This window comes from Moorena sp. SIO3I8 (assembly GCF_010692325.1).
Classification (GTDB): Bacteria; Cyanobacteriota; Cyanobacteriia; order Cyanobacteriales; family Coleofasciculaceae; genus Moorena.
The window spans coordinates 1-24414 of record NZ_JAAHHW010000099.1; the positions used below are offsets into that span (position 1 = coordinate 1).

At 42.9% G+C, this 24414-nt stretch carries 17 protein-coding genes and 1 riboswitch; of the genes, 8 read left to right on the forward strand and 9 right to left on the reverse strand.

The genetic code is table 11. The features are described from left to right. The coding region (gene smpB, locus F6K51_RS27210; protein WP_293026005.1) for an SsrA-binding protein SmpB at positions 1-377 on the reverse strand (377 nt) is incomplete at its 3' end. Between the two features lie 140 nt (positions 378-517). Then, positions 518-602: riboswitch (Glutamine riboswitch) on the forward strand. 35 nt (positions 603-637) lie between these two features. On the opposite strand from smpB, the gene F6K51_RS27215 reads away from it, so the two are divergent. Next, positions 638-811: a DUF4278 domain-containing protein gene (locus F6K51_RS27215; protein WP_293026007.1), complete on the forward strand. Its 174-nt coding sequence runs from the start codon at positions 638-640 to the stop codon at positions 809-811. Positions 812-1151: 340 nt separating this feature from the next. Then, positions 1152-1571, forward strand: coding sequence for a hypothetical protein (locus tag F6K51_RS27220; protein ID WP_293026009.1), 420 nt, complete (start codon positions 1152-1154; stop codon positions 1569-1571). Between the two features lie 426 nt (positions 1572-1997). Here the strand turns inward: F6K51_RS27220 and F6K51_RS27225 are convergent, their stop codons facing one another. The 3 genes from F6K51_RS27225 to F6K51_RS27235 are packed head-to-tail and all read right to left on the reverse strand — an operon-like array spanning position 1998 to position 4531. Then, positions 1998-3188, reverse strand: coding sequence for a TRC40/GET3/ArsA family transport-energizing ATPase (locus F6K51_RS27225; RefSeq protein ID WP_293026011.1), 1191 nt, complete (start codon positions 3186-3188; stop codon positions 1998-2000). 53 nt (positions 3189-3241) lie between these two features. Next, a complete protein-coding gene (locus tag F6K51_RS27230; protein ID WP_293026013.1) occupies positions 3242-3667 on the reverse strand; it encodes a DUF2358 domain-containing protein in 426 nt (141 codons plus the stop codon). A gap of 45 nt (positions 3668-3712) precedes the next feature. Beyond that, a complete protein-coding gene (locus tag F6K51_RS27235) occupies positions 3713-4531 on the reverse strand; it encodes a DUF928 domain-containing protein (protein ID WP_293026015.1) in 819 nt (272 codons plus the stop codon). Between the two features lie 225 nt (positions 4532-4756). Between F6K51_RS27235 and F6K51_RS27240 the strand changes: the two genes are divergently transcribed. The 3 genes from F6K51_RS27240 to F6K51_RS27250 all read left to right on the forward strand — a co-directional run bounded on the left by F6K51_RS27240 (position 4757) and on the right by F6K51_RS27250 (position 10465). Then, complete coding sequence (locus F6K51_RS27240; RefSeq protein WP_293026017.1) at positions 4757-6448, forward strand: transglutaminase family protein; 1692 nt, start codon at positions 4757-4759, stop codon at positions 6446-6448. A 170-nt stretch (positions 6449-6618) separates the two neighbouring features. Beyond that, the gene (hisA, locus tag F6K51_RS27245) at positions 6619-7392 is read left to right on the forward strand and encodes a 1-(5-phosphoribosyl)-5-[(5-phosphoribosylamino)methylideneamino]imidazole-4-carboxamide isomerase (protein ID WP_293026019.1); all 774 of its coding nucleotides are present in this window, start codon (positions 6619-6621) and stop codon (positions 7390-7392) included. Between the two features lie 778 nt (positions 7393-8170). Continuing rightward, the gene (locus F6K51_RS27250) at positions 8171-10465 is read left to right on the forward strand and encodes a polysaccharide biosynthesis tyrosine autokinase (RefSeq protein WP_293026021.1); all 2295 of its coding nucleotides are present in this window, start codon (positions 8171-8173) and stop codon (positions 10463-10465) included. Positions 10466-11564: 1099 nt separating this feature from the next. Here the strand turns inward: F6K51_RS27250 and F6K51_RS27255 are convergent. Then, complete coding sequence (locus F6K51_RS27255; protein WP_293026023.1) at positions 11565-13280, reverse strand: hypothetical protein; 1716 nt, start codon at positions 13278-13280, stop codon at positions 11565-11567. Positions 13281-13496: 216 nt separating this feature from the next. Between F6K51_RS27255 and F6K51_RS27260 the strand changes: the two genes are divergently transcribed. After that, entirely contained in the window at positions 13497-15152 is a 1656-nt protein-coding gene (locus F6K51_RS27260; RefSeq protein ID WP_293026025.1) for a glycosyltransferase family 39 protein, read from the forward strand. Positions 15153-15220: 68 nt separating this feature from the next. Here F6K51_RS27260 and F6K51_RS27265 read toward each other — a convergent pair whose 3' ends face one another. Both F6K51_RS27265 and F6K51_RS27270 read right to left on the reverse strand, forming a co-directional pair. After that, positions 15221-16825, reverse strand: a complete 1605-nt coding sequence (locus tag F6K51_RS27265; RefSeq protein WP_293026027.1) for a glycosyltransferase family 39 protein — start codon at positions 16823-16825, stop codon at positions 15221-15223. A gap of 523 nt (positions 16826-17348) precedes the next feature. Continuing rightward, on the reverse strand, positions 17349-18560 hold the full coding sequence (locus F6K51_RS27270) for a transposase (RefSeq protein WP_293026034.1): 1212 nt from the start codon (positions 18558-18560) through the stop codon (positions 17349-17351). A 243-nt stretch (positions 18561-18803) separates the two neighbouring features. Between F6K51_RS27270 and F6K51_RS27275 the strand changes: the two genes are divergently transcribed. Continuing rightward, the gene (locus tag F6K51_RS27275; RefSeq protein ID WP_293026029.1) at positions 18804-20804 is read left to right on the forward strand and encodes an FAD-dependent oxidoreductase; all 2001 of its coding nucleotides are present in this window, start codon (positions 18804-18806) and stop codon (positions 20802-20804) included. A 621-nt stretch (positions 20805-21425) separates the two neighbouring features. Here F6K51_RS27275 and tatC read toward each other — a convergent pair. Next, on the reverse strand, positions 21426-22208 hold the full coding sequence (tatC, locus tag F6K51_RS27280; RefSeq protein WP_070395249.1) for a twin-arginine translocase subunit TatC: 783 nt from the start codon (positions 22206-22208) through the stop codon (positions 21426-21428). A gap of 91 nt (positions 22209-22299) precedes the next feature. Next, a complete protein-coding gene (locus tag F6K51_RS27285) occupies positions 22300-23889 on the reverse strand; it encodes a glycoside hydrolase family 57 protein (protein WP_293026031.1) in 1590 nt (529 codons plus the stop codon). Between the two features lie 245 nt (positions 23890-24134). Between F6K51_RS27285 and F6K51_RS27290 the strand changes: the two genes are divergently transcribed. Further along, positions 24135-24414, forward strand: a 280-nt coding sequence (locus F6K51_RS27290) for a circadian clock KaiB family protein (protein ID WP_293026033.1), incomplete at its 3' end; no start/stop codon positions are given.

A 24414-nucleotide genomic window follows, 5' to 3' on the forward strand; every position in this document is an offset into this window, starting at 1 on the left:
AAACCAATGCTGACTTTAACTAAGCCGCGCTTCAAATAAATCTTTAAGGGGACAAGGGTTAAACCTTGCTGTTCTAATTTACCGGTGAGCTTATTGATTTCCTTACGGTGCAGCAGTAGTTTTCGGCTGCGACGGGGGTCATGATTAAAATATTCGTTGATATTTTGGTACGGAGAGATATGGACATTGAGCAGCCAAGCTTCCCCACCACGAATCAACCCATAGCCATCCCGCAAGTTGACCTTGCCAACTCGGATAGACTTCACCTCCGTTCCCTTTAACTCAATCCCCGCCTCGTAAGTCTCTAAAATTTGGTAGAGAAAACGAGCTTGTCGATTATCACTAATAACTTTATAACTTTCACCTTTATCACTCATAGTCTTGCCACTCCCACAAGCTTGCAGTTATTTAACTGTAGCGCCTGAGGTTAGAACTGGCGACAACGGGAAACTATTAACTTTTATGAAGATATTGAGATTTACGGGCAAAACGGTTACAATAGATACAGAAACAGAAAATCGTTCATCTCTTCATGACTTGAGCATGGGTGATCAAGCTTCATGGAGAGACGGAAGTAAGGATAAATCCTGAAGGAACGCGCCTCTTATCACTACACTGACATTATGAGGCGAAGACTATGAAACTTTCTTATCGCGGTGTTAGCTACCAATACTATCCTTGCACAGTTTCCACCACAGCAGTTGACTTGATTGGCAAGTACCGGGGACTGAATTGCCGATTGGGTAGTGCCCATCCTTTACCAATTGGCCAACACAAAGTAAACCTCAAATATCGTGGCGTTTCTTATTAACTAAATATTAGCTAAGCATTATAGCCAGTGGTGGCGATATGCCCTAGGCATGTGCCCTATCAGGAATTACTCTCTTGGTGCGCGTTCCCTACCGCTTTGAATAAGCGCGGGGTTCCACCCCATCTTTAATTTGGCTTCCTGATTGGATTACAACCCAGCTGGATACAGAAGTACTAGATGCACCCTGACTAATTCCCTCAGCCACTAACAGAGTATATCCTCTGTAAGTGGCTGAGGTTTTTTTTGTGTTGATATCAGTTTTTGCAGATTTATGATATAAATATTTATGATAGTTAACATAAAATAACAATAGATTACCTAGAGGCAGGAAAAATTAACTATGGGACTCTTTAATTTGTTAAACTCTCAGACCAAGTACGTTGATGAGGACAGCCAGGACATGGCACAGTCCATAGAAGCTAACCAGTCCCAAGAGTTTTTCTTGGACACAGATGAAGCCAAAACAATGGGAAACATTGACTACATGCGCAGCAGCGTTAAGGTCAAGAAATCCTATCCCAAGACCAAAACTGCTGTTTTAAGGGGTGAAGTGGTAGAGCAGATCTCTGCTACGGATAAAGCAACCCTTTCCCAAAATGAGACACCTATGGCCAAGTCTGAGCCTGCTTCCCAGTCTGGAGCTACATCCCAGTCTGGAGCTACATCAGGACAAAACGGTCAGGTCAGCTCTCAACGCCGTCGCCCTGACTCCAGCCTGGATCCTTTCCTCAAAATGGCTCAGGGTCTAAGAAAGGGTTAATTCAGTGCTTTGTAGATTGACTGGAACTCTACACAGAAGAACGCGGGAGCGTGGTAGCCCCGTGATTTTAATCCAGGGTGGAAACGCGACACGGCAGTTTTAACTGCCGTGGTATAATGAAGAAGTGAGTAAGGATAAACGCCTACGTGATGAAGCGATTCTAGTACCGGAGAAATACCGACCCTCAATGATTGCATTGCGTTAATCCTCTTGTGAACGGGTAAATAATTGCAGATCGCAGAGCGTATCGTACTGACAATTGTGGTAGTACCTGGAAAGCTTAATTTTCTCTTAAAAAAGTAGCGGGAACTGTCAAAATTAAATTGGCAGAACTCAGTAGGGGCGCTTTGACTACGCCTGTAAGAGTTCTTTTATGGACTCTTAACGAATCCCCGTCTTTTTAAAGCGGGGAGAGTCAAAGCATGATCAAATCTTAACTGCACCAGTGGCAAATTTGATTTTTAGATAATCCTCTTCCATCTTGGCTCCTGAAGGTTTTAGGGCTGCTAAAGCTTGGGGGAGGACTAAATTCCGCCGATGGTTACCAATGCGAACATTCAATTCATCTCCTGTTTGAGTAAGCTGTATTTTGTCTTTGGGTATACCAGGTAGATAGAGTTCTAGGCTGTACTCATTTTTATGCTGTATTACTCTAATGGTGTTTTCTTGGTAATACACTTGAGTGGGATCTTCTGAACCATAGAGGGTTTCTTTGAGACGCTCCAACGCCTCAATACCGCACATCTCTTGGGAATAGAGGGGAACTTCTTTAATGGGTAAAGGGCGGAAATTGTCGTGAATTTCCTGGCGGTACTGTTGCTGATTTTCTTTCCAGCGTTGGAAAAATGGGTCAGTTACTTGGTCAGGAATGATCCGATTGGCAACAACTAGATCAGTGGCAACGTTGTATAGGCTTAAGTAAGCATGAGCTCGTAAGGACTCCTTAATCACCATTCTCTCAGGATTAGTCACCAGACGCACTGATGTTTGTTGGTTGTCAGTGAGTACCTTCTCTAGGGCTTCAATTTGTTCATAAAACTCATAAGGAGCATCCATGACCTCTTTATCTGGTAAAGAAAAGCCAGCAATGGGTTTGAATAATGGTTCAACCAAAGGTCTCAGAGCAACTGACATAGTTTGTAGTGGCTTATAAAAACGGCGCATATACCAGCCACTTACTTCTGGTAAGCTCAGTAACCGTAGCGCAGTACCAGTGGGAGCTGAATCAATAACCAGAACATCGTACTCGTCTTCATCGTAGTGGCGTTTCATGCGGACGAGACCGAAAATTTCATCCATACCAGGAAGAACGGCTAATTCTTCTGCCTGTACCCCATCTAAGCCCCTAGCTTGCAGCACTTGGGTAATGTAACGCTTAACCGCTCCCCAGTTTCCTTCCAATTCCATCAGAGCGTCAAGTTCTGCTCCCCAAAGGTTGGGACGGACTAATCGGGGTTCGTGACTGAGTTCAATATCGAAACTATCTGCTAGGGAGTGAGCTGGGTCAGTACTCAGAACTAGGGTTTTGTAGCCTAACTCGGCACAACGCAAGCCAGTTGCAGCGGCTACAGAGGTTTTTCCTACTCCTCCTTTACCGGTCATCAAAATTACGCGCATGGTATGCTCCAGCTGTTCTGAGAAAAGTTTACATTTATTTACTTTACATTACTCTACAAAAGCTGCTTAATTACGTCCAGGCGTGAACAGTCCCAATAATCTATATGAGAAACAATTAATCCCTCAGGATTCAGCTTTAACTCGCTCCAGCCAGGAATAGTAATTCGAGGTTTCCAGGGTAATGGCGTAGTCCAGCTCAGAGTCCAGCGGGTTTTAATTGTATCTCCTGACTGGGAAATGTGTTGCAAATCTAGATGGGGCTCAAGGAACCAGCGATTGATAAAGGCAATCATTTGTTTGTAACGCTCAAGCCCGCGAAACTGGTTGAGGGGGTCTTTAAAATAGACGTCTGAGGCGTAGATGCTATAAGTTTGGTCAGCTGGGAACCTTTGATAGTCTTGTTGGATAATTTGGGCTATAGGACTGAGAATCTCTTGTTCTTCAGGGTCTTGAGTGTTATTATACCGATTTGTATTCATACGTTGTATTCATACAGGTAATAATAACCTAATATATTTGGTTATTTAGTTGTTAGTCCTACTGGCTTGTTCAAACAAGGGTTTTTTGGCAATTGGATCTAACCCGACCGAAGTCAACAGTTTGTGCCAAGCTTCTGCCAAGTTCTGGTCATTGGGGTGCTGCCTTCGCAACTCTACCAGAGTCGTTAATGTTTCGTACCAAAGCCGATGATTTGCGTAGATCGCAACACGCTGTTGGGGGGTTGCTTGCTTTAGACCCTGCACAAGGTTTGGATCTTCTTTAACTCGCTTGATCCCACCATCAATATAGATATTGTTTGACGAGTCGCCGGGATCAATCAATCTTACCTGCCAGTTATACTTCTGATTAACTTCCAACGGAGGTAGCTTCACAAAGGGAGGAAGCGTTATACTCCTAAATCCAGCATTTACCTGATCGGGTAAGGGATACTTGACTGAGTAAAGCTCCTTTCCATAGGAATCTTTCAGCACAAACTTTAAATCATGCCCTAATGCTGATTTTATACAGGGCATATACCAAGAGAAAGTGGGGTATTCAGAAACCGTTGTTCCCATCCCAGAAATCGGAACCAAGGCTACAACAGGAATGTTGCCGTTTGATATATAGTAGCAATCCCCCCTAGTTCCTCCAGGACGTCCGAGATCCGAGGGTGTACCATTTTCCTCGTCTGAAGGTGGATTATATTCAGATAATTCCCAGTGGTTCGGTATCTTATCAATCAGTTCCCTGCCTAGGGAAGAACTCGCCTGAGCTTGTACCTGGGCTGGAAGATTGACTGCCAGAGTAAAAGCCAAAGCAACCATTAAGAGCGTAAATTTTGATGAACGTGTTAACCAAGCCATGATAAAACTATTCCCTGGTAGAGCCAAGTTTCTCTTAAGTAAGCAGGATAAGTAACAAGTATGGCAGAACAACAGCCCTTGGAGGAACCCGTAACCCCTCTAAGAGGATCAGGTTTTCAGACCTTACCTGCATCATTTTAACAATAACTTCAGGTATTTGAGACATCGCCACTATAAGCTTATAATCTTGTCGAAATCTTTATCTGTTCTTCATCTGATTTCCTCATGATTCTGAATTCAGCTTCATTTTTTAAAGAGCGACAAAAATTAGACAAAACTATCCGACCAATTGGAGCATCTTCCTTGCAAGGGATAGCATTTTGGAAAGAAAAAATAATTGCTATCGACTCGATTAAGGGTTATCTCCTACAAATTGATCCCTTCACGGATAACACAACAATTTTGAATCCAGAACGGGACTCGGATTTGGTCGGTGTGACTGGTTTAGCCCTGGCAGGAGAAACCCTATGGTTAACACTACAATCTAGTGTATATTTTTGCCAGATAAATGATAATTTAAACCTACAACACTTTGTTGATTTGCCTTACACCGCTAACGGAATCGCTGTTAAAGATTCAACTGTTTATGTTACCTGTAAAAAAGTTGGATATATTATTATTTATAGCAGCAATACAGGTCATGAGATTACCCGGTTGCGTTCTCCCGGAGTTGGCATTGAACATATAACAATCCGCGATGAAGAACTGTGGGTATCGGATGACCAAGAACAGACAGTTTACTGTCTTGATCGAGCAACTGGCGAAATTCAGTTCAGTGTACTCACCCCCTTTGAAAATCCTACTGGCTTAGCGTTTTGTTCTGACCCCCAGACGGGAGACGATACCCTCTATGTTGCTTATGCAACTGAGGAGGCTTACATCCGGGATAACCCTAACGCTGATCCTAATTATGAATTGCAGTATCGCGATCGCACTTTTATTCATCCGTTACACTTTACCTACAATCCGGAAGGTCGCTACGCACTCTCCAATGGCTATTTAATCGAAATGTCCTACGTGGAGGAACTTGATCCCCTCAAGGATATCGAGTTGAATGATTTGGAATGGCGAATTGCCTTGCCATCGGAAACTGACCGACAAAAGGTCTCAAAAGTCGAACCCGTGGGTATACCCTTTACTATAGACGTTCAAGATGGTCAGCAAGTTGCCGTCTTTAAGTTTGACAACCTCAAGCCAGGGGAACGCCATATCTTTGGTTGGAAGGCACTCCTAGAAGTTTGGAGTATCAAGTACCGCCTGACACCACGGGATATGGAGGGGTTGCCTGAGTTAGCGCCAGAATTTCAGAACCGTTATTTGGTTGATGATGACAAGTTAGCCATGGATACAGAAATCATCCGCCGTTCGGCTAAAGAAGCAATTGGTAGCGAAACGAATCTGTTGCGGCAAGTCTACAGTATTCGCAATTATGTCTACGACAAACTTTCCTACCACGTGACCCCTAAAATAGATACTCCAGACATTGTGCTACGACGGGGTGTGGGGTCTTGCGGGGAGTATTTGGGAGTATTGCTAGCTTTGGGACGCCTTAATGGTATCGCGTGCCGCACTGTTGGTCGTTACAAATGCCCTCCCCATCCTGACCAAATCGGTATTCCTTTGGTACCAGATTTTAATCATGTTTGGATGGAATTTTATATCCCAGGAATCGGCTGGCTACCGATGGAATCGAGTGCTGATGATACGGTTGAAGGGGGTCCTTATTCCACTCGGTTTTTGATGGGTCTTGCCTGGTACCATATAGAGATCGGTAAAGGAATTAAGTTTGAAATCCTGAAGAGTCAAGGGGTGCCTGTGAAAAAGGAAGATATTTCCATTGGTGAGTTAGCCATTAATCATGTGCGGTTTAAGATTCTGGCAGAATTGCCCAGTGGTAGTGCTTCAATCGAACAATAAGGACTACTACTGGCAAGGGTAGCCAGAAAGAAGTGGCTTGCAGGGGATCTAAGACCAAATCGAGGACGTAACTCCTAGACTTGGGCTACCCCCGTGATGTCAGAAGCCGACACCATACCTGCTGGGATTGGTGTCGGCTAGTTCACTATAGGTTAGGGGGAAATTTAGTCATGGATGTTATTCCAGCTATAGACTTACTTGAAGAAAAATGTGTGCGGTTAGTCCAGGGAGACTACCAACGTGCGCAAATATTTAACGATAACCCAGTCGAGGTAGCGAAACAATGGGTTGAACAAGGTGCATCACGGCTGCATGTGGTTGATTTGGATGGTGCAAAACTGGGTAAGCCAGTTAACACTAAGGCAATCGAAGCAATTGTGCAGGCGGTACCTGTGCCAGTGCAAGTCGGTGGTGGATTACGCTCCCGCTCCGGAGTCACTCAACTGTTGACTCTAGGCGTCGATAGAGTCATTATAGGGACGGCAGCGGTGGAAGACCCTTCCCTAGTGGAACAGCTTTGCACTGAATTCCCAGGGAAGATTGTAGTTGGTATTGATGCTCGTCAGGGATGGGTGGCCACTCACGGTTGGTTAGAAACCTCAGAAATTGCAGCTATTGACCTAGCTGAGCAAATGACTCAGCTGGGAGTAACTACGATTATTTACACCGACATTCACCGGGATGGAACTCTGTCTGGACCAAACCTAGACGCTCTAAGAGAACTAGCAAGTCATATCTCCATCCCCGTGATTGCCTCTGGGGGTGTCAGTTCAATCACTGATCTATTGAGTCTACTGACTCTCGAACCTCTAGGGGTTAGGGGTGTAATTGTTGGTCGTGCGCTTTACACCGGAGATATGTCTCTGAAAGAAGCTATTCAAGCAGTCGGTCCTGGAAGGTTACAAGATATCCCTCTAGATATGGGGTTTTCTAGCTTTGCTTGAGGAGTCGTCAATGGAAAAATGGAAAAATGGAAAATTGATCTGATTCGAGCCAAATACCCCATGATCAGTTTTTCATTGTCAGGGGCAATTTATTTTAAGATAATCATTTGTCTAATTGCTTCCTGATTAAACTTTAAAAGTTTAGTAAAGGGGTAAAGGGCAAGGAATTCCAACCATTGACCTTTTCCTTTTTATATTTATAACTTAAATTCAAGACCATACTACTAAACTAAATTGCCTTCTTGAAGTGTTATTTAGCTAGGCAGGAGGACAAGCTAATGGGGAGATAGGTAGATAGTGCTACCGCAAGCATATGCGCTACTTGAGGTGCTACTTGAGGTGCTATCAGTGGTCAGCCGTCAGCTAATCAACGGGAGGTAGTCAACAAGGTTACGGGCTGGTACCGCTGGTTGAAAATTCCTGCTCGTTTTGCTGATCTGATCCCGTGCAGTGAAAGCGGCTGCTAGTTGATAGTTTATAGCTGATAGCTGACAGCGGTAGGCTGAATCCTTACGATAGTGCTACCTATGAATTTAACTTGGTACCAGCAAACACGATTCCCCTAACTTAACCATTCCTTCATTTTATCCGGATATTTGATAAGTTTTGCGTAAAATTTTCCAGTTCTAGTGTCAAATACTAGTTTGTTAACACAAACTAACTACAGAGCTGATGGTTAGTGGCAAATACTGAAGGATATGATAGGGGAGCGATTAGCCATAGGTTCAGTTACTCTTGAACATAACTTAAACCAATAAATAAAAAGGCACATATAGAGATGGGCAATAAATCAGAGCTTTTCCCACAGGGGAATGGTAAATATTTCCACTCACAGCCCGTCATCTACCACACTAGAAACTCAAAATACTATCAGGATGGGCGTAAGCTAGAGGAGATTTGGACGATCATACGGCGTCGCTTTTTAGCGGCTGCTGGTGTAGCAATTACGATCACAGCTAGTATTTTTGTATGGACTTCTAATCAGAAACCTCTGTACGAAGGCAAGTTCCGACTGCGTCTGGAGCCTCTGACAGCACAGGATGATGAAAATCAATCGACACCAGGTTTTGAGAGCTTGGCTTATCAAACCCAAATGCTGGTACTGCGTAGTCATAAACTGATCACTCCCGTGATTGAGGAAATAAACAAGCGCTATGGAAAAACTAGCTACAAGTCTTTAGTCAAGAATAATCACCTGAGGATCAAACACATTGAAGGAACTAGTGTCTTAGAAGTCCGCTACCGTGATAGCGATCCTCAAAAAGTTCACTTTGTTTTAAACCAGCTTGCCGATAATTATATCAAGTACTCCCGCCAACAAGAAGCAAGTTACCATCACAAGGACCTTGAGCTAGCAAATAGAGAGTTGCCTCAAGTTCGCCAAGAGGTAGACAGACTGCAGGAAGAACTGCTGAAGTTGGAGCTAGGGTACAAGTTAATTGACTATGATAATCAAAAACAGCAGCTTTCAACTCAGATTAGCCAGATTAAGCAACAGCAATTAGATACTCACATCCAGCTTAAGGAAGCTCAGTCCTTTTACCAGATCATCTCTCAAAAGCTAGGACTGTCATCAAATCAGGTCAAGGACTCTCGTGCTTCGGAGTTAGCTTTGGCTCAAGTGACTTTGGCCGAAAACCCCTACTACCAAAAGATGCTCAACCACCTAGAAGAGGTTGAGGCTGAGATTGCTATCGAGTCAAGCCGCTATACTCCAGACAGTCCCACCATCAAGACCCTCAAGCAGCAACAGTATAATTTCTTATCCCTGGTACGCTCTGAAGCTGAACAGGTACTAGGTATTAAACTTACAGATACAGATGTTCCTAAGATATCACCCAATTCAATTCACCAGCAGCTCACTCAACAACTGGTAGATCAAAGCATCCAAATATCAGTTTTGCAAGCACGACAACAAGCTCTTGCTGAGGAAGAAGAAAGTCTTGAGCAAGACATGAAACAGATGTTGGTGATAGATCCAAAGTACACCAGTTTACAGCATAAACTTAGAGAGAAAACCCAACGATTAGATACTCTGTTGGAGCTTAAGGAAAGCTTCCAGCCTTATTCTTGGGAACTTATTCTCAAACCCAAACAGCCTCAATATCCGATTCCGCAACATCAGGAACTTCAAATTATTTTGGGAGCGATCGCAGGTATATTACTGGGTGCAGGAACAGGGTGGTTGATGGAGCGCTTAGACCATGTGTTCCACTCTCCCGACGAACTTAAACATCGCACCCAATTGCCTCTTCTTGGTGTTATTCCTTACCATCCAGCACTTAAGCCAACCAAGTCATCAACAAGCCGCAAAGGTATACCTTTTGTTCCAAACTTCCCTAAGAATCAGAAAAATAACTCAACGCCAAAACTGCAGCAAGCTTCTCCCTTTTTAGAGGCGTTTCGGTTCCTCCATCGCAATATCGGCTTACTGGGCTGGGATCAGCCAATCCAATCTATTGTGATTAGCTCAGCTAGACCAGCAGACGGTAAATCTACCGTTGCTGTCCACCTAGCTATAGTGGCTGCTGCTATGGGTCGGCGGGTGCTACTGGTGGATACAGATCTGCGCCGTCCCCGGGTACATAAAATTTTTGGTTTGAACAATCAACTTGGTTTGAGTGACGTCCTTAGTAAGGGGATCAAAGCTAACCGAGCCATCCAGCAAGTGCCTATGTGGGATCATCTTCATGTGCTAACTGCTGGTTCCCCAGCACATGATCCGATTCGGTTACTATCTGCGCCAAAGATGGGAACTTTGATGGAGCATTTTAATGCTGTTTTTGATTTAGTTATTTATGATACACCTCCCGTGATCGGACTTGCCGATAGCCGCCTTCTAGCAGCTAACACGGATGGTATGGTCTTCGTAGGCAGATTAAACAAGACTGACCGCTCAGTTCTAATGCAAGCGTTGGATGAACTCAAAACCTCTAGGACTAATCTTTTAGGTATTGTTGCTAATGATGTTGAGAACTACGCAACTAGCTCCTATTATCACCATCAGGACTACTATACAACCGATTCAGCAACCATGAAGGTGAAAAAGCTTCTAGATCAGAACATGAGATGATATGAAGTCCAGTTAATAACTTTTAATATGGTTGCTTTTTGTTAATGGTTAATGGTTAATTGAACATTAACCACTAACCATTAACCATTATAGTTAGTGCTCAGTAGCTGGGAATGAAAATACGTATGTTAACAGGACTAGCATCACCCTTGATAGCATTAAGGTTAGTGTTAAAACGACTAGGGAAACCTGGACAGTTAAGCGTAACCGTTTACCCTTAGGATAAAAACGTTTATCCGGTAAAGGGTGAGCAGTTTTAGAAAAGAGTGTTAATGGTTGATGAGGCTGATAAGGATTCCAGAATACATGGGCACCTAAATGCTGATTGACACAGGGTTTCATAGTTCAAAATTAGAGGTAGTGTTTTGATCGCCAAGCAGCGTTTACGCCCTGTGGTGTAAACGTTAGTAGTAAAACTGAGATACTTCCTGTCTCAGTCTTGATAGTGATATCCAACCCTGTCCAAATTGCTTTGGAGTGGCTTGTGGTATTCAACCAGGGCTTAGGTATTTGTTTTAGTTTGTTTTAGAGTAAGGGGAGAGACAGAGCAAGGATATAGGGGGATGATTTTGTTTGGTTATTTTGTCTTTCTTCCAAGTCCACCTTGTCTTCCTTTTCCTGTATTAGATACAGAGCAATGGTTTAGCCCTGGGATAGGTAGGGTTTGATGGCTGAATTTGGTAATGCCTGCTACAATGGAAGAATGGACTTTAACAACAATTTAGGGCATCTAATTAAAATCTTGAACCCAGTCGTTTCAGATAAGTTGAGGGGTTTGACCCCCTAATTAATAGAGTTTTGTTTTTTGGGTTCGATTGATTCGGTGAAGAATGGGATGCGATCGCTTCTTAAAGTGATGATGAAAACCAAGATTTAGTGTCATACCCAGTAGCGTTCAGGGCTGGGATCACCTAAATTGCTAGGGTTTGCCAAATTACCCATTTAGTAGGTAGGCATGATTCAACCGACTAATGGAACCGACTGATGTCAAGTTTTGTAAAACATCTAGAAATTCAATCTATTCCCTTGAGCCAGCATGTTTAGATAGATTTGTTTATATATAGTTACATAGCTGCCAGCTTGATTTGGGCTTACCTATTTACCTCTTACCGGTAATCGCAATACATTCGGTATCCAAAACGACAATCTTATCTGTCTCGAAAACCGAACAGGAATCGATTACGTTAACAATTGCCGGAACAATGGCTTGTTTGAGTCGAGCTTGAGCTTCTGCTGCTACTGGTTGATACTGCATAATCCAGCGATTTTTAGTTATATATTGTGGATTAAATGCTGTTTTATCTAACAACCAAAAATCAATGTTGTACTGCCTAATAAATTGTTTGGATTCAGCTAAGTTTGGACTGTACTGGGCTTGAATTAAATCAATCGCTCTGTTGCGAAATTGGTTATAATAGTTAGTATGATAGGGAATACCGTATTCTCTACTGACTAAGACTGACCGTCCAGAAAAGGTTGGCAAGAAATCGGCTTCCTTTGATAGTGAGGCAATCAAGATATCCTTTGGTTGTTTAGCAAAGAATTCATAGAGGCCATGTTTCCTCCCAACCTCATAGTTAGTTTTGGGGAAATTATGGAAACCAAGAGGAGACAAGATTAGAGCTATTCCTACCAGTGTAACGATCGCTCGTCCCAACACTGGTTTCCCTGGAATTCGAGGGGAGGCTAGCCTCTGGCAAGCTTGAATAATAGCATCGAGTAATAGAGTTATAGCGATCGCAGCAGCTAAGACTAGCACAATTCGCAGACTATGCTTACTGTAACGGCTGGGTAGATGCAGTCGGAACAGGACACCATGAGCCATAACGAACATGCCAAGGGATACCAGGGCCAGTTGAGTCAGGAGTACCGTTTCCCCTTTGACTTTCTTCACTAACGGTAGCCATGAGGGAAATCTTAGCAAGATAGGCAATAGTAAACCAGCACAGACAGCTATAGGTAAACGCTTTCTTCGGGGAAATATACCACTGCGAGCATCTTCCAACCAGAAATCCCATGGGTTGTGATCGAAAAAGGCAACTCGCCCTCCTGGTTGGAATTCTGGCATGGTTTTGGCTTGCTGTGCGCTGATAATTGGACCATAGTCAGAAGTGGTCAAAGCATAGGGCAACAGGACAATGAATGCCATACCTAACCCAGCTGCACAAAACCAATAGTCATTCTTCTGGGAGGATAGTCTGATTTTACCCTCTCGCCAACGCAACAGTTTCAGCACCAGAACCCCACAACACAGGAAAACGCACTGAGGATAAAATAAACCCTGGAGGGTGATCACTACGAGACAGGGGATCAATGAGCGCCGTGATAGGTAGTACAAAAATGCTAACAGCAGGGGATAAATAAAAGCCCTAGGGGTTGCTGATACTAAATCATCGAGCATCCATAGGGTTTGATTTAGAAGCAAAGACGCAATAAATCCTGCAGCTGGGATGGGCAGCATTTGTAGACAAAGCCCGAAACAGTAACTAGTGGTAATCAACCCTAGCACCATGGGTAGTAGTTTATTCAATAAGAGGGGATGAATCCCGACAAATCCGATCAGCCGATAGAGGGTAGTATAGCCAGCGGGTGCTACAGATTGGAAGTAATTGGCAATCAGATCATCGGGAAATAAGCTGGGATCAAAAAACCGTTGCATCCAAAATACATGCTGTCTGGCATCATCTTGTACAATGTATTGATTACTAAAGGCTTCTTCGAGGGCGATCAGGCTGTAAACCATAGCAAATGCTAGGCTCAAGCTAAACCAAAATATTACTTGGTTTTTAGGGGGATTCGAGGCTGGGGGATTCATACTTTTTTGTGTTTGGGTAGAGACACTTAAAATGGGATAATGGGGTGACGGTTATCGGTAAGTTTCTAGATTAAGTATTATTGTTAACAGTGAAATATTATCGTTAACATTAACATTAATCATGAAACGGTCAATAAAAAGCGATCAATTACAATATCAAAATTAAACGAACACTAATAAATTTCCTTTGTACTTTTCGGTGTACTTTTTTGTGTGATGGAAACCAAACGATTACAGCTAGGGAAATTCCCTCAACCTCCCTTGCGACTATTATGCATTAGCCTACTGCTCTTAGGAATAGTCTTTCGCTTAGCCAATCTCGACAGCAAAGTCTATTGGGGGGATGAAACTTTCAGCTCCTCTAGAATTGCTGGCTATTCAGCGGAAGAAATTATCGGGGATATCTACACTGGTGAAGTCATTAGCGCGACAGAATTACAAAAATACCAGACCCCTAATTCTGACCGTAGCCTCGCCAATACCTTACGAATTATAGGGGAAGAAGCGCCACAACACCCGCCAGTTTACTATATATTAGCCCGATTCTGGGAACAATGGCTTGGTAGTTCCCTAGCACTCAAGCGCACTTTACCTGCTCTAATTAGCTTGCTGGGATTACCCTGCCTGTACTGGTTGTGCTTAGAACTATTTGGAGCATCATTGACCCCATGGCTTGCCGTGTCGCTATTCGCTGTTTCACCGATCCATATTTTGTATGCCCAGGAAGTTCGGGAATATAGTCTGTGGACTGTGAGTATCTTGCTATCGAGTGCTTCCCTGTTACGAGCGATGCGAGTCAACAGTAGGGTGAGTTGGTGCATTTATGCACTTTCTGTAGCGCTATCCTTCTACTCTCATTTATTTTCAGCACCCATTATCCTAGGTCACGGCATTTATGTCCTGATCATCGCAGGTTGGCAAGGGCGTCAACGGGTAATTGCTTACATCTCAGCGGTCACAGCAGCACTGTTGATATTTTCACCTTGGTTAGCTGTTTTCTTGGAAAACGAACCTAGAGCTAGCAAGGAATGGGGATGGGTCATTAAAGAATTACCCCCCCTGGATCTGGGTCGATATTGGCTGAAGAATCTACTCTACGGCTTTTTTGATGTACCCCTAGGCAAGGAGTACCCGTTTGACCTAACCTTTAGCTACACCCAGCCGAGAACTTACCTAGTCGTACCAATTATTGTGCTAGTGATTTATGGGCTATATTTTCTCTGTCGCTATACTCCAAAACAGGTTTGGCTATTTGTTTTGCTCCTCATGGGATTTACTAGTCTACCCCTAGTGCTACCAGATGTGATTTCAGGAGGCATGCGCTCAACGATTGCTCGATATCAACTCCCAAGTTACATCGGGATTCAACTAACTATTTCCTATTTACTCTCCACCAAACTAACTAAGTTTTCGATTGGTATTTGGCAAAAACGTTTATGGCGATTGACTACAGTTATATTGCTCTCTTGTGGTGTGATATCTGGTGTGCTGATTGTCCAAGCTGAAACTTGGTGGACGAAGTACAGTGACTACTATAATGCAGACGTTGCGAATATTATTAATCAGTCTCCTGCTCCCCTTGTACTAAGCGATAGTACTCACAATCGAATTCTATCCCTGAGCCATAAGCTTGAGCCCAAGGTTCAATTACAACTCATCAAAAAAATCAAAAATGTTTCAGAAATACCTGAAGAAAAATTACCAAAAATATCGGGTAAATTTAGTGATGTTTTTGTCTTGGAAAATATTCCATCACCATCATTGCTACGCCCCAGTATGGAAAAGCATAATAACTATAAATTTAACCTGATATACGAAGGAAATATTGGATTTAAAAAACGAAAAGTTCTGTTGTGGAAAAAAAATGATTAGATTGATTAGTCATTAGTCATGAGTGATTGGTCATTGGTGAAGTGGGTTTGACCTTTTGACTTTTGGTTTCACTGCACTAGCTTCCAGAGATGCTTCCGTTTATGAGCTGGTTTAACGTCATAGGGTGACTCCTCTTCAAATTTTTGTCGCAGTTTTGGAGAAGGTCTATATAAGAAGACGTCACTGAAACTGGAAAAAACTGTAGGAGAATCCTTAGTTTTGATTAACTGTAAGGTCACGTTGGGCTCAAGTAAATAACTGAGAGACACTAATCGCATGATATCACTACTAATCACCAAGGGACGATTGGCTTCATTAATAATATGAGCTTCCTCAGGCGTGTAATAGTTACTGTATTTATGCCACCAAGTTTCTGCTTGAGAACTAATGGCACAAGAGAGCACACCTGCTGAAATAACTGTAATAGCAACTAATCGCCATAGTTGTTGTTGTTTTATTGTCTGACCATTAAGGGGATTAATTTTTTTAGCAAGGAGGTAAGCAACAGCAAGTTGTATACCCAAGTAAGAAGGAATGAAATAGCGCGCCATGCTGGAACGCTGTCCTCCTAAAATTAAATCCTGAGCAATAGGAAACATCCCAACAACTGCGATCATGGTCAAGATAAATAACCAAACCCGCTGCTGACTATGACGAAATATAAAATAAATAGAATAGCCTACGATAATTAAAATAAGGATATCGAAATAAATCAGTAAATGGTCGTAGTTAAACTTTATATCTCGACCTGACCGCACATCAAATAAGGGATTGTTATAGCCAATCTGGATATCGAAAAACACAGAACTCAGATTGATAAGCCAGCGGGTGATCAGTTTACCGAGTGGAGTCTCTTTATCCGCCCAATCCCCCAATTCAATACCGTTTTCAATTACCAATCTGAGCCAAGGTAAAAAGGCAATAATGCCGAAAAGCGAAGCTAATCCATACCTAACGACTTGTTTACTAAAACGAAATTTTTCTATACAAATAACATAGATACCATGTCCAATAAAAACTAATCCAGAAAGCAAATAGCTGTAGAGATTTAGAGAAACTGTTATGGCATAGATTACCCAACTGATCAGTGTGCTAAGACGCATCGCCCTCAGCAAGGCTATGCTGGAAAGCAATGTGGTCAATGTCCACAAGCTATATTGTCTAGCTTCCTGGGCATACAACACATGGAATGGAGAGACACACAGCAATGCGATCGCAATCCATCCCGTTAGGGGAGACTCGAACAACTCCAAACAAAGCCAATAAATGCACGGCAAAGTCAAAAGACTAATCAAGGCTGGTAAACTTCTCATCACCGTAACGGAATAACCGAACAATTTTGCCCAAAAGTGAGCCATCACAAAATATAACGGTGAATGTTGTGGTTCATGTAACGCTAACCCTTGGATCGTGTCACCTACATCTTTGTTATCATTAGGACGCTGATACTGCTGTAAATCTTTAACATTAATTTGACGACCATCAATGTCTTGGATAATTTCTGCTTTGGTATAACCAGAAATTCGCAATGATGTATATGCTTCATCAATCCAATAGACTTTTTTGTCAATATTGACTAATCGAAAAACTATCCCCAGGAGTAATATAATAATAATTAAATACTTAGACCATTGACCAGATGTAGGTCGATAAAATTTTAGATTATTTCCCATGAATTATAGGTGTGGGGGTTATTAATTGGTGGCCTTTGAGCAGAGGTTAAGCATTGGATAAGCGTTGGTAAAATTAAGTTAGCCGTTTTAGGCAACACCAAATGGTAAAGCTTACCCCTCAGCAGCAGTATGGCAAGACTAAATTCATTGCCAGCACTTTCAAACCGTAGCCGAATCGTGATTTAAGACTGAAACTCGGAATTTAGGGAAGGGAGCAGTGAAGGCAATACCAAAGGCGGGATATGACGACTGGTAGTTCTGCCTTAGTTAGAAAGATTATCAGCCAACGACACCGGCTTAGCCATCGTATTGATTAGTCCCTTACATATCTTTACATAAATTCTTTCCGTTCAATCAACTCTACCAACTTAGCTGTATTATGGAAGATAAAATCCATTGCCTTTATATATATGTGGTGATTTGTTTAATACTGGCTGTGGTGATTATTGGGATTCCGCTGCTAATTATATTAGGTATTGTCAGTCTAATTATGCCCATAATTGCCTTATTGACACTCCCCGTCCTAGAAGAACGGGGATTCTTTGATCAACGAGGTCACTTGCTTCTTCAGACCGGAATCAGAAGAAGTAGAGGTGTCCTCTCCTAAAGCGTTGGGATCGATGATCCAGGTTCCGGTGTGCCCCACCGTACCCAAGGCTCTTTTTAGGATATTGATAGCTGCATTATGATCGCGATCTAAAACACATCCACACTTACAGGTGTGAGTCCTCGTTGATAGCGATTTCTTGACAACTTCACAACAGCTGGAACAATTTTGACTAGTATAAGCGGGATTAACTGCTATCGTTTGTCTACCAAACTTTTGTCCAAAATATTCCAGCCATTTCCTGAACTGATACCAACCTGCATCATTAATAGATTTAGCAAGACAATGATTTTTAACTAAATTTATTACTCTTAAATCTTCGTAAGCAACCACATCGTTAGAGTGGATTACGCAGCGCGCCAGTCTCTTGGCGTGCTCTTCACGCTGCCTACTTATTTTAAGATGTGTCCGGCCTAATTTATTAACGGCTTTCTTACGGTTGGATGAGCCTTTCTTTTTGCGAGAAACCCGACGCTGGTAAAACTTCAGTCTTTTTTCGCCTTTACGATAAAACCTAGGATTTGGCTCTACGCCTCCCTTGGAATCGGTATAAAATTCCTTAAGTCCTACGTCTAGCCCAATATTAGTATGAGAAGGTTCTAAAGATTCCTTTTCATCAACTTTTATACAGAACTGAACATAGTAACCATCCGCGCGGCGCACTAATCTAACTCGCTTAATTAGCTTCTGATCATAACGCCATAATTCCCAAGTTCCTTTAAGTCTTAGTTTTCCAATACCTTTTTTGTCTAAGAAATCTATTGACTTAGTATCAGAAGACAACTTCCAGCCCGATGTTTTGTATTCAACCGATCTGGAAAATTTCTTGAATTTGGGATATCCCTTTTTGCCAGGAACTTTCTTTTTGCATTTATCGTAAAATCTAGCAATTGAGCTATAGGCTCTTTCAACCGAAGCTTGACATGCATGAGAGTTCAAATCCTTTACAAAAGGATATTCAGCTCTAAGCCACGTATTATGACGATACAGTTCTTTTTGTCCTATACCCTTATTGTCCATCCAATAACGGATGCACTTGTTGCGGACAAATTGACCAGTGCGGATCGCCTCATCAATCGCGGCATATTGAGTTTTATTCCCTTTGACCTTGAACTCTAAGACGATCATTTTGACGTGAAAAAACTCTACGTAATATTGTAGCACAAAAAAAAGCCGTCGAACGAAGGACGGGGCTTGAAACCCAAATTTTTTAGTCAAGGTGCTGGAAAATCCTAATCAGCCCTATCGCTACCCGTATATTTTTCGGGTGCTTTGACATGCCATGGCATAATTGATACAACGTTTGGGAGATGACAGTATTGATAAGTTAGGGTAATTTATCGTCAAAGATTTTACTGACTATCTCGAATCATGAAGCGATCGCTTGTCCGTATTTCCCTATTCATATCATTACTAGGGTTTACTCCATCTCCTGGTATAGCAGCTCCCCCTAGAACTCCAGACCAAACCGAAGCCTGTGAAATCTTAGTGATTGGAGGTGGATTGGCTGGTGCTGCGGCTGCCTATGAAGGCTTATTGGCCGGGCAAACGGTGTGCTTGACTGAGATTACCGACTGGGTAGGGGGACAAATTTCTGCCCAAGGAACCTCTGCTCTGGATGAACGACCCACTCAGCGATCGCGTTTATTCTATCCTAAGGGCTATCTAGAATTACGCGATCGCATTAAACGCTACTACCGTCAACTCAATCCTGGGGACTGCTGGGTAAGCGAATCCTGTTTTCTACCCCGTGATGCTCACCAAATCCTGTTTAATATTTTACGAAAGGCGGCCAAACGGGGAAAAGGGACATTAAAATGGTTTCCCTCTACTGTAGTTAAGGAACTAGAGATTAGCCCAGATGGCAAAACCATTGACAGTGTGATTGCTATTCAGCACAAAAGTACTGCTGATGCTCCTGCCCTGAACACCTTTCCCCTATCTCAAACTATTGAAGATTGGTATAGCTACGAGAATTCCTCCCGCTTTGAGAAAAGCATTTTGCGCATTGTTCCCCAACAGACCCAAGACAATAGTTCTAATTGGTATATTATCGACGCAACAGAAACTGGTGAAATTATTGCCCTAGCTGACGTTCCCTACCGGTTGGGGATTGACTCCCGCTCCTACCTAAACCCCTCCGCATCTAGTGCTACTGACGACCCCTATTGCACCCAAGGCTTTACCTACACCTTTGCCATGGAGCAAACCAAGGAGGCTCAAACCCAAGAAATGCCCTCCTTTTACCCGCAATACCAACCTTACTACAGCTATGAATTACAGCGGCTAGCTGACTTTGAAGGAGTATTCACCTATCGGCGAATTTGGAGTTCTAAGCGGGGTAAACGGATCCGATGGGGGGTTACTGCTCCCACTCCAGGGGACATTTCCATGCAAAACTGGACATGGGGTAATGATTATCGTCCTGGCACTTCAGAAGATAATCTAGTTTACACCCGTCGCCAATTACGAACTACTGGTCAACTGGCTCCCGGTGGCTGGATGGGAGGCTTGCGTACGGAAAGTCTACGGAAAGGAGAAGAAAACGCTCTCGGTTATTACTATTGGCTAGTCGCAGGAACTACCGACTCCCAGCTTGGGGATGGGGTAAAAGAGCCTCATCCCAATCACCGCTATCTAACGGGGTTAGATTCTCCGATGGGGACAATGCATGGGTTGTCTAAATATCCCTATATACGGGAAGGGAGGCGGATTATTGGACGCCCTTCCTTTGGCTATCCTCAAGGCTTTACGATATCAGAAGTAGATATTTCCCGCCGTGACTACCAGGATGACTATTATCGGCAGACCCTCTCACCAGAGGAATATCGCCGCTTATGGGCAGTATTGGCTGGATTAGAAGCACCCTCTGTGATTCAAGGTAAAATCCAGCCAGATCAAGTCAGTCAACGCAGTCGCTCTACTATCTATCCTGATTCTGTAGGTATTGGTCACTATGCCATCGACTTTCATCCTTGTATGACCCTAAGTCCAGCAGAAACCCCAGGAAACACCGAGCGTAAAGGGGAACGGCGGGGAGCAGGTCAAGCCTATCCGTTCCAAATTCCCCTGCGAGCAATAATTCCCCAGAAAATTGACAACCTCTTAGTAGCAGGTAAAAGTATTGCTACCAGTCACATTGCCGCTGCTGCTTATCGAGTCCATTCCTTTGAATGGTCATCCGGTGCTGCTGCTGGTACAACCGCTGCTTTTTCCTTAGAAACTGGGATAGCACCTTACCAGCTTGTACAACAACCCCTCCTGCAACAAACCCAACTCCAAGCTCTACGCCAGCAGTTGGAAAAAAACGGTAATCCCACCGCTTTCCCAGACACGTCCATCTTTAATCAGAATTGGGACGATTGGCGGTAAAGTGAGACAGTTTACTAATAGTAACTATCGATAGTAATTATCTTTAGTAGGCTACGTCTTACCATACATTTATAATGGCTCTTCCCTAGATATTATGCTAAATAACCACCCAAATCTATTATCGCTTACTGGGTAATAATTTGACTTGATAAACACATTTTTAACTGTCAAAGTAATCCCCAGTAAAGCTTTCAGCATAAGTGAAATAAAAATTAGCATCAACTTTTTACGAAGAGCCTTTAGTATCTGTTTCTAAATAGTCATAAGTCATGGTTGTGCCATAACTTATGACTATTTAGAAGAATTAGCGATAATAATACTAAAGATAGTTAGTTAGTAATTGATAATTGGTAATTAGATTACTATTCCCTATTCCCTATTCCCTATTCCTAGTAGGTATTCGTAGCCAACATTATTAAATTACCTTCAGGTTTAGATATTGATTCTAATCATAATTTTTAACTCTTATAGCATGCTGATTCAGCTGATCTGTGGTAGTCATAAAATCAGCAAATTAGTTAGTAATTAAAGTTTGTTTACAATTAACGCAGATGCAGCAAATGCTAACACTTATAAGCATGATGGTAGTTTTGATAGCAGGTTGATTAACCCGACTTAATATTATTTACCCACCAACTTCACCATTCCAATCCCACCAAAATATAAACCAAGTACAGCACCCCCCAGTAAACTTTGAGTCAGAGGATCTGTCGAAGGAGTCAGCACTGCTCCCAAGATAGCTGCTCCTAGGACAACCGTGCGCCAACCAGAAAGCATTTGCTTGGAAGAAACAATTCCCAAAAACCCCAGTAACATTTGAATAACTGGGATTTGAAATGCCAAGCCAGTACTAAACATCAACAGTAAGACAAATTCAAAATACTTATCAATTGACCACAACTGCTCTACTACATCTGCTCCGTAACTGATAAAGAAATTCAGAGCCGCAGGAATTAGAGCAATGTAGGCAAATACCAAGCCTAGGAAAAACAGAACTGTTGATCCTAAAACTACAGGTCCGATGAAGCGTCGCTCCCGACGAGTTAACCCTGGTAAAACAAATAGAAGGATTTGGTAAAGAATAAAAGGACTAGCAACCAATAAGCCACTATAGCCAGCCACTTTCAAGGACACAAAAAAGTATTCCCCCGGAGCCAGTTGCAGAAACTTGACCCCCCTAGCTGGAATTTCCAGCAACTGAACAATCGGCTTAACTGCCACAAAGCAGCCAGCCATGGACAAGAATACAGCAATCAGCGAGTAAAAAATCCGCTTTCGCAACTCCTCTAAATGGTCGAACAGAGACATCTCGACATCATTAGGTACCTCGTCGAGATAGGTCTCAGGGTCTTTGAGAGTATCCAAACTTTCCTGGGGAGCAGTATCTAACTCAGAAGGCGTCATGGATTTTGATTGGCTTAGGGAACGTTAACTATTGTATCTTCTTGTATCTTATGTATCTGCTTGTATCTTCTAACGATTGTGTGGGGAGATTTCAAACTCGACGATAGACGCGATAGTTAATCTTGGGAAAGATATTGTCAATCTCCTCGACCTTCTCCAGCCAGCCTGCATCAATCTTGCCCAGCTTGATATCATCGTAAAGCTTATTAAACCGCATCAAATGCGATCGCGTTCGTCTAACTGCATAAGGTACCATTGTCTCGGTGCGCATAATAAATGCCCAGTCTGACGATTGCGCTAGTAGTAACTCTCGCGCTGCTTGATTTAATGCCTTCCACTCCAACTCATCTGTAGCTTCCAACCTTGACAGCTCAATCATCCGTTCTGTAGCTTTGTGCAGATGAGGGTAAATCCAGGTATTGGTTTCATTCAGCCAGTATTCATGAAACCCCTGATACCCCCAGCTAGATTGAGAAGGCTTACAAACTTGTTGGATCGGATTATTCCGCAAATAATCTGCCAAATGAGTCATTTCATAGGTGTTCTGGTCATACCAGGACTTACGGAGCAAGACATCCAGAAACCAAGGTCCCTCGTACCACCAGTGACCAAATAACTCTGCGTCATAGGGAGATACCACAATCGGAGAACGCTGTATCATTGCTGCTAGATGTTTAACCTGCTGCTGGCGATTAAACATGAAATTTCCAGCATGTTCCGCAGCTTTGTCTTTTGCCCAATACGGATCATACAGTTGCTTTTCCCCTAATCCTATACCACGGTCTGTAATTTTGTGATATTTTATACCCGTATTCTTCCGCTGTCCATGGGGCATAATATATGCTTTAATGTAATCATAATCTGCTTCCCAGCCTAAATCCTTGTAGAATTCCCGATATACTGGATCTCCTGGATACCCGACTTCCGAAGACCACACCTGCTGGGATGACTCATGGTCACGACCAAAGGCAGCAACTCCTGTCTCAGTATAAATGGGGGCATAGGTACCAAACCGTGGTCGGGGACGAGCGTACAGAATACCATGACTATCCATCAGAAAATAGCGCAAACCAGCATCTGCTAGCATCTCCTCAATCCCTTCGTAGTAAGCGCATTCCGGTAACCAGATGCCCTTGGGCGGACAGCCAAAGTTTTGCTCATAATGTTCACAAGCCACCCGAATTTGAGCCCAAACTGCTTGGGGATACATTTTCATCAAAGGAAAATAGCCATGGGTAGCACCGCAGGTGATAATTTCCAGGTTATTACTGTCTAAAAATTGTTTAAATGCCTTGACTAAATCCCTTTCATAGTGTATCCAGGTTTGGCGAATAGCGCTGAACTCTTGAACATAATGTTGGGCTAGGTAACGGATATGACCATTATGCTGATTATGCTCAACCTCCTTCTTGGCTAGTTCTTGGAGCAGTGACAGATGGCGCTCATAACGTTCTTGTAGTAGTGGATCCCGTAGCATCGACACCAAAGGTGGTGTCATACTAATGGTTATTTTGAAGTCAATCCCATCCCGCTTTAATCCCTCAAAAACATGTAGTAGGGGAATATAGGTTTCAGTAATGGCTTCAAATAGCCACTCTTCTTCTAGAACATAATCACTTTCTGGATGCCTAACAAACGGTAAATGGGCGTGAAGGACAAGAGCAAGGTAGCCAATAGCCATGATCAAGTAGCAGCCGTGGGTAGATTATTAAAGGAGAATTGACGCAATCCGCGATAATGTTACATTATTTTAAGATTTTAGTCTCAAATAGACTGGGAAAGTGCCAGAAAAGGGCTGGTTAGTAACGAGACTATAAAATAATAAAATAGACATTAAATTGTAAGGAAGCACACATCACCAACAAAAAATAACAAATCTTAGTCTTATTCCAGCCTTATTGGTTAAGAGTGCTAACACCAAATTGCATGCAGGCAGCTACAGAAACATACACTAACTCCCCAACCTTTCTACAACTGCTGCTGTTTGTCGATGAACGTCCCGGTTCCCGTAAACAGCTCCAGTCTATCCACCATTATCTGGAAACTCTCAAGACAGAGTATCCCTTTGAACTAAAGGTTGTGGATGTTGGGGAACAACCCTATCTAGCTGAACACTTTAAGCTAGTAGCAACCCCAGCACTGATTAAGATTAATCCGAAACCCAAACAAACCCTTGCAGGTAGTAATCTAGTTGCCCAGCTGAAGA

Excerpts from the sequence above, each read along its gene's own strand:
- F6K51_RS27215 (WP_293026007.1), top strand. The coding sequence starts at position 638 with ATGAAACTTTCTTATCGCGGTGTTAGCTACCAATACTATCCTTGCACA.
- F6K51_RS27220 (WP_293026009.1), top strand. The coding sequence starts at position 1,152 with ATGGGACTCTTTAATTTGTTAAACTCTCAGACCAAGTACGTTGATGAG.
- F6K51_RS27225 (WP_293026011.1), bottom strand. The coding sequence starts at position 3,188 with ATGCGCGTAATTTTGATGACCGGTAAAGGAGGAGTAGGAAAAACCTCT.
- F6K51_RS27230 (WP_293026013.1), bottom strand. The coding sequence starts at position 3,667 with ATGAATACAAATCGGTATAATAACACTCAAGACCCTGAAGAACAAGAG.
- F6K51_RS27235 (WP_293026015.1), bottom strand. The coding sequence starts at position 4,531 with ATGGCTTGGTTAACACGTTCATCAAAATTTACGCTCTTAATGGTTGCT.
- F6K51_RS27240 (WP_293026017.1), top strand. The coding sequence starts at position 4,757 with ATGATTCTGAATTCAGCTTCATTTTTTAAAGAGCGACAAAAATTAGAC.
- hisA (WP_293026019.1), top strand. The coding sequence starts at position 6,619 with ATGGATGTTATTCCAGCTATAGACTTACTTGAAGAAAAATGTGTGCGG.
- F6K51_RS27250 (WP_293026021.1), top strand. The coding sequence starts at position 8,171 with ATGGGCAATAAATCAGAGCTTTTCCCACAGGGGAATGGTAAATATTTC.
- F6K51_RS27255 (WP_293026023.1), bottom strand. The coding sequence starts at position 13,280 with ATGAATCCCCCAGCCTCGAATCCCCCTAAAAACCAAGTAATATTTTGG.
- F6K51_RS27260 (WP_293026025.1), top strand. The coding sequence starts at position 13,497 with ATGGAAACCAAACGATTACAGCTAGGGAAATTCCCTCAACCTCCCTTG.
- F6K51_RS27265 (WP_293026027.1), bottom strand. The coding sequence starts at position 16,825 with ATGGGAAATAATCTAAAATTTTATCGACCTACATCTGGTCAATGGTCT.
- F6K51_RS27270 (WP_293026034.1), bottom strand. The coding sequence starts at position 18,560 with ATGATCGTCTTAGAGTTCAAGGTCAAAGGGAATAAAACTCAATATGCC.
- F6K51_RS27275 (WP_293026029.1), top strand. The coding sequence starts at position 18,804 with ATGAAGCGATCGCTTGTCCGTATTTCCCTATTCATATCATTACTAGGG.
- tatC (WP_070395249.1), bottom strand. The coding sequence starts at position 22,208 with ATGACGCCTTCTGAGTTAGATACTGCTCCCCAGGAAAGTTTGGATACT.
- F6K51_RS27285 (WP_293026031.1), bottom strand. The coding sequence starts at position 23,889 with ATGGCTATTGGCTACCTTGCTCTTGTCCTTCACGCCCATTTACCGTTT.